Here is an 11,550-nt window from a genome sequence, read left to right as displayed (position 1 = left end):
TGCAGTTGCTTGAGTAAACTCAGGGGTTGCAGAACAAGATATAGTTGCAGTTGCAGGCAATGCATTGATTACCGGAGCCGTGGTATCCTGAACGTTTATAGTCTGGGTTGCAGTCGATGAATTTCCACAAGCATCTATAGCGGTCCAAGTTCTGGTTACAGAATAAGAACCCACACAAGCACCATTGGTAGTCACATCAACCGGAGTCAATTCGATAGCAGAACCACAAGCGTCAGTTGCAGTTGCTTGAGTAAACTCAGGGACTGCAGGACAAGAGATAGTTGCAGTTGCAGACAATGGATCGATTACCGGAGCCGTGGTATCCTGAACGTTTATAGTCTGGGTTGCAGTCGATGAATTTCCACAAGCATCTATAGCGGTCCAAGTTCTGGTTACAGAGTAAGAACCCACACAAGCACCATTGGTAGTCACATCAACCGGAGTCAATTCGATAGCAGAACCACAAGCGTCAGTTGCATTTGCTCGAGTAAACTCAGGGGTTGCAGGACAAGATATAGTTGTAGTTGCAGGCAATGGATTGATTACCGGAGCAGTTGTATCCTGAACTTTTATAGTCTGGGTCGCAGTAGATGAATTTCCACAAGCATCTGTAGCGGTCCAAGTTCTGGTTACAGAATAAGAACCCGCACAAGCACCATTGGTAGTCACATCAACTGGAGTCAATTCGATAGTAGAACCACATTCATCCGTTGCAGTTGCTTGAGTAAACTCAGGGTTTGCAGGACATGAGATAGTTGCAGTTGCAGGCAATGGATTGATTAGCGGAGCCGTGGTATCCTGAAAGTTTATAGTCTGGGTTGCAGTAGATGAATTTCCACAAGCATCTTTAGCAGTCCAGGTTCTGGTTACAGAATAAGAACCCGCACAAGCACCATTGGTAGTCACATCAACCGGAGTTATTTCGATAGCAGAACCACAAGCGTCAGTTGCAGTTGCTCGAGTAAACTCAGGGGTTGCAGGACAAGAGATAGTTGTAGTTGCAGGCAATGGATTGATTACCGGAGCAGTTGTATCCTGAACATTAATAGTTTGCACAGTAGAAGAAGAATTGCTACAAGAATCTGTAAATGTCCAGGTTCTAGTGATAACATAAGAGTTTGCACAATCACCTTGAACAATCGTATCGATTCCTTGTACAGTGATTTCTCCACTGCAATCATCCATAGCTGTAAGCGAAGTCATTAGTGGCACATTGGTAGTGCAAGATAAAGTAACATCCGCAGGAGCTTCTGGAGCTATTGGTTTAGTACTATCTTTTACACTAAATGTAGCTGAAGTTGAAGCAACATTTCCACAAGAATCTTTAGCAGTAAAAATTACAGTTACATCAGCTGAACAATCGTTCAAAAGGGCATTAAAGTTATTAGACCAAATTACATTAGAACAAGTATCAGAAGCGGTTGCACCGCCATGATTAGCTAACCAATCACTAATTAAATTTTGATTACCTTGACCATCACATTCTACAGTTATATTTGAAGCTTGAGCTGTAATAGTTGGCGGAGTGTTATCAAGTATCGTTATGGTTTGTGAAGCAGTGGCTTCATTTCCACAATTGTCAGATAAACTCCATGTTCTGGCTATAGTAAATCCGCCTTGGCAACCAACGATTGCTATTGGTTCACCATCAGTATAAGTTGCTTGAATTCCAGTAGAACAATTGTCTGCTTCATCTAATACGTCACCAGTAAATTCAATATTTGTATTGTAAGTACAATTAGCATCGGTATAAATGGTTTTGTCTGCTGGTTTTGTAAAAGTTGGCGGAAAATTATCACGGATAGTAATGGTTTGAATTTGGTCAGTTGCTTTGTTTCCACAGCTGTCTGTCAAACTCCAAGTCCTGGCTATAGTGAATCCACCTTGGCAACCACCGATTGCTACTGGTTCACCATCAGTATAAGTTGCTTGAATTCCGGTAGAACAATTGTCTGCTTCATCTAATACGTCACCAGTAAATTCAATATTTGTATTGGAAGTACAGGTAGCATCAGTATAAATGGTTTTATCAACTGGAGTATTAAAAGTAGGCGGAGTGCTATCACGGATAGTAATAGTTTGTAAAGCAGTGGATTCATTTCCACAATTGTCAGATAAACTCCAAGTCCTGGCTATAGTGAATCCACCTTTGCAACCAACGATTGCTACTGGTTCACCATCAGTATAAGTTGCTTGAATTCCGGTAGAACAATTGTCTGCTTCATCTAATACGTCACCGGTAAATTCAATATTTTTATTGTAAGTACAAGTAGCATCAGTATAAATGGTTTTGTCTGCTGGAGTGGTAAAAGTAGGCGGAGTATTATCACGGATAGTAATGGTTTGAATTTGGTCAGTTGCTTTGTTTCCACAGCTGTCTGTCAAACTCCAAGTTCTAGCTATGGTGAATCCACCTTGACAACCAACGTTTGCTACTGGTTCACCATCAACATTAGTTGCTTGAATTCCGGTAGAACAATTGTCTTCTTCATCTAATACGTCACCAGTAAATTCAATATTTGTATTGTAAGTACAAGTAGCATCGGTATAAATGGTTTTGTCTGCTGGTTTTGTAAAAGTTGGCGCTGTTTTATCGATTACACGGATAACCTGATCAAATTTGACAGCATTGTTACAAACATCACTTACCGTCCAATGTCTGACAATCAGTTTCTCGTTTTTGCACAAAACTACAGGTGTCAAGCAAACACTTTTGAAATCTATGCTGCCATTTACACTAGCTTGTTTTCTGGAATAAATAAACCAGTCACCATTCATCGGGCCAGTAAAATTTTCAAAACTGGATACATATAATACTGGACCATTAATAGGATTGATACTATTTGTTGAGGAAAGGGCTCCGTTTGGCGTGAAATTTCCATTACCTACGGGAATAAAATTGATGTTCTCCCATTTAGGTTGGTCTTTTGGATAAAATGTAGGAGTATATAATTCTTTAGTATTAGACGTGGCATCATCACACGCTCCGCCTGTACAATATGGTCCAACTAAAATAATTGCCTGACCATTAGGCGATACTAAAGTAAATTCTGCTCTTCCTTTTCCCTGGTTTGTTTCAAAAGCTAAAGCCACTTTTTCTATGGCACTTGCTAAAACACCATCAAATCCTGAAATTGTAAAGGGAAAATAATTTCCACCTCCTGCATTAATCGATTGGCTGTCAAAGCTTCCGAAACAGTCACCATCTATAAAAGTAGGAGGTAAATATGGACCACAATTATCTATAATATCTGTAACTGTACCAGTTGATACAGTACTAATATCAGCAAAACAATTTTCATCACTTTCAAGTATTATATTTTGTGGACGAGTGAAAGACGATGGAGGCGTTGTGTCCTGCACTTTTATTGTTTGTGATTTTGTTATAAAATTTCCACACCCATCTTCAGCTTTCCATGTTCTAGTTAAGCTATAGTCATTTAAACAGTTTCCATTTGTTCTTACTTCTCCAAGATAAGTTATTTTTGGTGTTGCTTCACAATTATCCGTCGCGCTGGCGGTTGAAACATTTACAACTGGAGGTGTTATACTGCATTCAATAGTTATATCCGCAGGTATTTTTAAAATTGGTTGGGTATTGTCAATCACAGTAATTGTTTGAACAAAATTAACAGAAGTATTTCCACAACCATCTGTAAAGTTCCAAGTACGCACTCTTACATAAGAATTGGTACAATTCGGATCAGCAGTTGTAGTATCACTTACTAAAACCTTAGCTGGAGCAAGAGTACAATTATCTGTAGCTGCAGGAGATAACGCTAATACAGCAGTTATACCAATAGTATTGTTGCATTGTAGTGTTTGATTTAGCGATGCTGCAGTGGTACTTATAACAGGTGCCGTATTATCAATTACTGCAATAATTTGAACAAAATTAGCAGAAGTGTTTCCACAACCATCAGTAAAATTCCAAGTACGCACTCTTACATAAGCATTGGTACAATTCGGATCAGCAGTTGTAGTGTCACTCACTAAATTTTTAGTTGGAGCAAGGGTACAATTGTCGGTAGCAGCAGGAGATAACGCTAATGCTGCAGTAACACTAGCTGTATTGTTGCATTGTAGTGTTTGATTTAGCGATGCTGCAGTAGTACTTAAAACAGGAGCCGTATTATCAATTACTGTAACAGTTTGAACAAAATTAGCCGAAGTGTTTCCACAACTATCAGTAAAATTCCAAGTACGAACTCTCACGTAAGCATTGGTACAATTCGGATCAGCAGTTGTAGTGTCACTCACTAAATTTTTAGTTGGAGCAAGTGTACAATTGTCGGTAGCTACAGGAAATAACGCCAATGCTGCACTTATACTAGCCGTATTATTGCATTGTAGTGTTTGATTTAGCGAAGCAACAGTCGTACTTATCACTGGAACGGCATTGTCAATCACTGTAATGGTTTGTATAAAATTAGCAGAAGTGTTTCCACAACCATCAGTAAAGTTCCAAGTACGTACTCTCACATAAGCATTTGTACAATTCGGATCAGCAGTTGTAGTGTCACTCACTAAATTTTTAGTTGGAGTAAGACTACAATTGTCGGTTGCAGCAGGAGATAACGCTAATGCAGAAGTTATACCGGATGTATTGTTGCATTGTAGGGTTTGATTTAATGATGCTGCAGTAGTACTTATGACAGGTGCTGTATCATCTACTACTGTAACAATTTTTGTACAAGTGGAACTACATCCGTTTGTAGTTGTAGTTAAGGACAATGTAAAGGTTTCGTTACAGATTGAACCTGCAGCTACGGAAACGTTTTGAATGTTAGAAACACCAACTATGGTTCCGTTTCCTGAAATACCCCATGAGTATGCGGCACTTGCAGGTGCTGAATAAATAGTTGAAGCCGAAGGACATAAAGGACCATCTGAACCAGTAATAGAAGATGTTGGTGTCTGTTTAACAGTAATAACTACATCATCTGATACAGTGCATTGCGATCCTGAACCACTTATTGGCCCCGTCACTACAGTTAATCGAAGTGTTGCAGAACTTCCATCTATGCTCACAGTTGAATTTAGGTCTGTGGCGACTGCTATAATACCAGTTGATCCTGACATAAATGACCAAGTTGCAGATACAAGTTCATAACCTGGGCTGGGCATGGCTAATCCTTTAAGGGTATAGGGCGATCCTGAACAAACAGTATCGTCATCTCCTGCATCAGCGCTTCCAAGGGTGATATTATTGACTTGAAGTGGTTCAAAAAAGTCGGAAATGGATGCAGATGAAGAGGTAGAAACCTTAGATTTAACAAAAATAGTTTTTATTTTAAGACTCGCACAGGGATCAATTGCTCCTAATACTGCTGTTAAATTTACAGCTGATTCAATAAATGTATTCTGAGGATAGTTATTTGCTCCAAATGCTTGATAAGGAACAGGAACAACAGCTGTGTTCCCTGCTGCGTAAACTGAGTCGGGCAAAAGAGAAGAAAAATAGGTTTTATATTCCCAAGTGCTTCCGTTAAGTTCCCATCGTTGAATATCAAATTTGGCAACACCACTTTCAAAATAGACTGTCAATAAGAAGTCACCTTCTGTCCGGCCACCTGTTGAGGGAGGAGCTAAAGTTGAAAATCCGCTACTGCTACTAGTCATGGTAGTTTGAAGAAATTCAAAATCGAGATAGGCATTACCGCTATTGCTTAAACGGTCGGCCGCAAAAACTACCCATACATTACCCAATGCATCTGTAGTAAAATGGATTAGTGCATTGTTTATATCGGTTTTATTGTTGGGAGTGCCAGATACCGAAGACCAATTGTTTGGATTGTCACCTACTTTATCGCCGCCTCCAAATGTATTGTCCAAAGAGGAGTTATATAGGTCATATAAATGAAAAGTTGTTCCAGAATTTAAAGGTGTTCCTGAGTTGGCAAGGACATAACCACCAGTCCCAGTTCCGTCAACCCAATCTCCCGTAGTTGAGTTGGCTATTAGGGAACCGTCGATATTAAATCCTCCAGTTGGTGAATTTACTGGTGCAATACCAGGACCAATTGTTTGGGCAAGCATAATTGATGATAAACTTAATAGAAAAATCGTAAATAGTTTTGTCGAATTAGTAATAGTTGATTTCATATTGATTTGTTTTTAAATCGTTAGAAAGTGAAGTTTAGTAGTAAAAAGTACTTTTAAGAGTTCTTTTGCATATTGAAGGTTGTGTAACTCTAATCAAATTATTAACCTTCATAGGTATCAAATCTATTTTTATAGATATAGTTATTGAATGATTAAAATATGGATAATCGGTCACCATTTTTTTAATAAGGAATATCATATTTTGAAGTAAATTTTCCCAATATTTGGAGGCTTCAATTTCAAAATTTTCAGTGCGGGTTAAAAAGATAAAGACTGGGGTATGTAAAGTAATTTTTGTTTTCATATTAATCTTTTTTAAATAATAAATCATTGATTTGCATTCGTTTTTACTTCGTTGGTAATTTATTAGTAATTTATTAAAAAGGTATTTACTTACTGATTTTGATCAATTTTTTGATAAAGATTATAGCTTAATTCGATGACTATTGATAAGACTTATACGTTGATATCTTGGTTTTATTTGTAAAATTGGTGCTGATAAAATATATTTACATAATCCTAATCAGGGTATATAATTAGTTACCACAAATACGATTTATACTTTATAGGGATGAAACCTTTCTTTTTTTGGGTTAAAGAATACTTCCAGTCGTAGGTGACTTTCCTTTTTTTTAGCAATTCAATATTCAAAACTTTTCAGTCTCGATTTCAAGAATTATTTTGGCTTTTTTAGGATGAAAACTTTCTTTTTTGGGGTTAAAGAATATTTCCAGTCGCAGGTGACTTTCCTATTTTCAGCAATTCAACATTCAAAAATTTTCAATCTTGAATTCAAGAATGATTTTAGTTTTTTAAGGATGAAAACTTTTTTTTGGGTTAAAGAATATTTCCAGTCGCAGGTGACTTACCCTTTTCTAAAATTTCGCAATAATTAAACACACAATTTTTTAATCTTTGTTTCAAGAATGATATTAGTTTTGTTTAAGGATGAAAGCTTTCTTTTTTTGGGTTAAAGAATATTTTCTGTCGTAGGTGACATTCCTTTTTTTATATTTAAAACTATTCAAAAGTGTAATTTCATAATCTAAACTACAATATGTGTTTTAGATTTATAAAGATTAGAATTTTCTTTTTTTTTGGGTTAAAAGAATTTCTTTTTCTTTAAGTTCATTTTTTTTTTTAAAACTTTTAGGCAGTTGTAAAAGTTTGTTAATAGGCATAATCAAATTTAAGAAAAATTATTGTTATTGATTTTTTTTTCCTACGAATAACCTAAATAGTCGTTAAAATGTATTTTTTTGTATAAAAAAATTCACATTTCTTTCATACAAAAAAAATTACAAACGCAACCATTTAATTTAGTTTCTTATTTAAAATAAAAAATGGAATAAAGAAAATAAAACACGAATCAAATTTTTTAATATTTCAATATTTTAAGGAGTATTGGGAATATTAATTTAGTACCCTTTGAACTAAGCTACAGTAATGGAAATATTTAAATGATTTTTTCAGTCCTGTTTTATAATTTATAAAACAGGACTGAAAAATGCATGAAATTTAACTTCGGAGGCTTAATTTATTGTTGTTTTAACAGGTATTATTTCTATTTTAACTTCTAAATATATTTATAAAGCAGTAATTATAAATTCACTTCTTCTATTCAATTGATGTTCTTCTTCAGTACATTTTACACCGTCAGAGCATTTATTTACAAGTTGGGTTTCGCCGTATCCTCTTCCAGTCAATCTACTGGAATCAATTCCATTTTTGATTAACCATCCCATAGTAGATTTAACCCTTCTTTCTGATAAAGCTTCGTTGTATTTAAAAGTCTGTCTGCTATCTGTATGAGAACGTATGTCTAATTTCATGGTTGGATTTTGGTTTAGAACATCTAATATTTTTTCTAAATCCAAAGCCGCTTCCTTTCTAATATTAGATTTGTCTAAATCAAAATAAATCATTTTTATTCCAAAGCATTTACCTAAATCATCACCAATGGTCACTTTACATTTTGCTTTTTCCAATGTGATAGGCAAATACGTTTTTCCATTTGTTTCAGCAATAGTTACTTTTTGTTCTATGGTGGTATACTCCGGTTTTTCAGCTCTCACATTATAAGTTTTTCCACATCCTACCTTAAAAGTATAGTTCCCTTTAACATCAGAAACATTCGTTTTAATGAGATTAAATTGGCTATCATATAAACTAATTTTTGCATCAGCAAGTAGTTCTTTAGTAACCAGATCTGTTATTTCACCATATAATAGCTGTTCACAAATCAGTCTTTTGGTTTCCAAGAATTTATAAATATCATCATAGCCTTTACCACCATCTCTATTGGAACTGAAAAAACCTCTTCTTGATTTTGTATCAATCAAATAAGCAAAATCATCTTTTGGAGAATTCACATCTGCACCCACATTTTGAACTTCACTGAAAGTTCCATCGGCATTTATTTTGGACATGAAAACATCTAATCCTCCAAGTCCTGGGTGTCCGTCTGAAGCAAAATAAATCTCATTTTCATCATTTACAAACGGAAAGGTTTCTCTACCTTCCGTATTGATTGTATTTCCCAGATTCTGAGGAGTTCCAAAACTACCATCCTCATTAATTGTCACCTTAAATAAATCAGACTGGCCTAATGTTTCCGGCATATCCGAGGCAAAATATAAAGTTTTTCCATCAAGACTTAAAGCGGGATGGGCTGTACTGTAATTGTCACTGTCAAAAGGCAATTCTGTTACATCAGACCATTTATCATTCACTAAACTAGCTTTGTATATTTTTATTAGAGTAATTTGATTTCCATCTTTTCCTTTTTTGCCATCGAGATAGTTGTTGCGAGTGAAATACATTGTCTTTCCATCAGCAGTAAAGACAGGAGAGGCTTCATGAAATTTTGAGTTTATGTTTTCATCAAATTTCTTAGATGCTCCTGGAGTCATATTATATTCTAAATCAGATGCATATAAATTTGTAAAAGCCTGATTGGTCCATTTGTGTCTTCTTTGCCCCAAACTTCCTGTATCTCTAGCCGATGCAAAAATTATCTTGTTTGAATATATTGCGCTTCCGTAATCAGAATATTTAGAATTGATACCTGCATCTTCAACTTGGTATCTACCTGAATTAGCTTTTATAGCTTCTAAATAATTGATATCTTTTTTAAAAAGCTTTCCTCTACTGTCGTTTCCCGATTTTTGAATAAATTTTTGCAACATTTCATTCGCCTTATCGTTTTGGCCAATAGAACGTAAAGATTGCGCATAGCGATAATAATATTCCGCTTCTAAATCACTATCAGCAGGCATGTTGAATAATTCACCGTACCATTTAGCAGCTTTATCCAGTTCACCATTGAAGTAATAAGCATTCCCTAATTTTTTAAACATATCGACGGATTTGTATCCTTTCTCAGCCACCCTTTCATAGGTTTTTATAGCGTCAACATAGGCATAGCTGTCATAATTTTTATCCGCTGCAGTTACCCTTGCCTTTTGAGAATAAATGTTAAATGAAAAAACACTTATTATTGTTATGTAAAGAAGTATAATATTTTTCATAATAATTATTGTTTAGAAGAATCTTGGAGTAACGATTTTATTGTTGTTTTTAAATAATTCAAAGCGCAGAAATATTTCATGCGAACCGGAATTATAGCGGTTTAAACTAGTCGTTTCATGATCATAACCGTATCCTATGTATAAACCCTCTGAAACTTGAAAACCAACCATGGCGCTTAAAGCCGCACTCCATCTGTAGGCGACTCCCACCACAAATTTATCACTAAACATAAAGTTTGCCGAAACATCTGATTGAAGAGGTGCTCCTTCAACCATTTTAGTCAGTAATGCAGGTTTGAATTTGATACCACTATTTAAATCGAATACATAACCTGCAATCAAGTAGTAATTAATTTTTTCTTTAAAAATAGCCACTTCATTATCATCATATCTTTTTGACTCAATAAAATTAGGTATCGAAAAACCTATATAAGCTTTATCAGAATGTAAATAGACACCAGCACCAATATTAGGCGAGAATTTGTTACTATAATCATGTAGGCTAGGATCGTCGTCAGCTGGATTTAGTCTGGAGACATCCAAATTAAAGAGGTTAGCAGTTGCTTTAATTCCAAACGAAAGTTTAAAAGTCTCCGAAGCTGGAATGGTATAGGATAAATCTGCAGATATAGTGTTCTCGTGTGTAGGTCCTATTTTATCATTAATAATAGAGACTCCCAATCCCAGATTACTATTGTTTAGCGGAGTGTTGACAGAAACTGCGTTAGTAACTGGAGCACCATCGAGTCCTACCCATTGTGTACGATGTAATGCAAAAATACTAAGCGCTCCTCTTGATCCTGCATAAGCAGGATTAATATTTATCGTGTTGTACATATATTGTGTAAATTGAGCATCTTGTTGAGCAAAACTTACCATGGTTGTAAACATCAAAACGAGAGAAAATAGTTTTGTTTTCATAGTAGATATTAATTATGTTAATGCGCTATCAAACCTATTAATAAAGAGTCCAACAGATAAGCAATTCATTTTATTTTAAGGAATACCTGAGGTTTTATGAATCCTCAGGTATTCAGATTCTAATTATTTAGTAAGGTATAAATACCCGTCTTTTTTGTTCGTCTGAAGGTTACCGTTATTGTCAACTGATGTGTAAATCAGAATATAAAAATAGGTTCCAGTAGGTAAACCAGACGAATCGCTGATTGTTGTTCTACCTTGAGAAATACCGTTGAAAACCCTAGTTGTATTGTTGTATCCAGTAGTTTCAAAAACCTTTACTCCCCATCGGTTATAAATTTCCATAGAATTATCTGGATAACAGTTAATATCGTCAATATTATCGATAATGAAATTCTCATTAATTCCATCTCCATTTGGAGAGAAGGCGTTATGAACCGCAACGATTCCACAACCTAATACAATACTTCCGCAATCATCGCTAATATTGATTTTTATAATTGATGGACAATTTTCCCCTGCAGCTTTGTATTCAAAATAATAATTACGAATATTAAGACCAAAAGGAGAAAATACACTTCCCTCTAACTTACCCGTATTATCGACGTCTGTCCAAGTTCCGTTTAGCGGAGTTCCTACAGGTAACAAGTTTTTTAAATCAATAGTCAATTTAGTATCTGAATTACAAACTGAATTTAGAACAATTGGTTCTACCGTTTGTGTTCCTGTTACATCCCAAGCGCAAGTTGTCGTATTGAAAGTAGCCGTTTCATAACAGGCGGTTGTTGGAGCGGCAGGTTTTGTTCCTGTTACATCCCAAGCGCAAGTTGTCGTATTGAAAGTAGCCGTTTCATAACAAGCTGTTGTTGGTTCTGCAGGCTTTGTTCCTGTTGTTTTCCAAGTACAAGATGTTGTATCAAAGCTTCTAGTTTCCCAACAGGCTAATGCTGTTGTTGGTTCAGCAGGCTGTGTTCCTGTTGTTTTCCAAGTACAA

At 35.6% G+C, this 11,550-nt stretch carries 4 protein-coding genes; all 4 read right to left on the bottom strand.

Annotation, left to right across the window (positions count from 1 at the left end; translation table 11 throughout):
* On the bottom strand, window positions 1-6,105 hold a 6,105-nt coding region (locus ACFX5E_RS16105), incomplete at its 3' end, for an HYR-like domain-containing protein (RefSeq protein WP_379856189.1).
* Between the two features lie 1,586 nt (window positions 6,106-7,691).
* Window positions 7,692-9,635, bottom strand: a complete 1,944-nt coding sequence (locus tag ACFX5E_RS16100) for an OmpA family protein (protein ID WP_379856188.1) — start codon at window positions 9,633-9,635, stop codon at window positions 7,692-7,694.
* Between the two features lie 12 nt (window positions 9,636-9,647).
* Entirely contained in the window at window positions 9,648-10,556 is a 909-nt protein-coding gene (locus ACFX5E_RS16095; protein ID WP_379856187.1) for a PorP/SprF family type IX secretion system membrane protein, read from the bottom strand.
* 123 nt (window positions 10,557-10,679) lie between these two features.
* Window positions 10,680-11,550, bottom strand: an 871-nt coding sequence (locus ACFX5E_RS16090) for a gliding motility-associated C-terminal domain-containing protein (protein ID WP_379856186.1), incomplete at its 5' end; no start/stop codon positions are given.

Source organism: Flavobacterium xylosi (assembly GCF_042787345.1).
Taxonomy (GTDB): domain Bacteria; phylum Bacteroidota; class Bacteroidia; order Flavobacteriales; family Flavobacteriaceae; genus Flavobacterium; species Flavobacterium xylosi.
Note: the sequence above shows the minus strand (reverse complement) of the source record. Positions and strands in the feature narration are given on the sequence as shown.

What these genes read in the sequence shown, in the direction of transcription:
- ACFX5E_RS16100 (WP_379856188.1), bottom strand. Translation starts at nt 9,635, where the DNA reads ATGAAAAATATTATACTTCTTTACATAACAATAATAAGTGTTTTTTCA.
- ACFX5E_RS16095 (WP_379856187.1), bottom strand. Translation starts at nt 10,556, where the DNA reads ATGAAAACAAAACTATTTTCTCTCGTTTTGATGTTTACAACCATGGTA.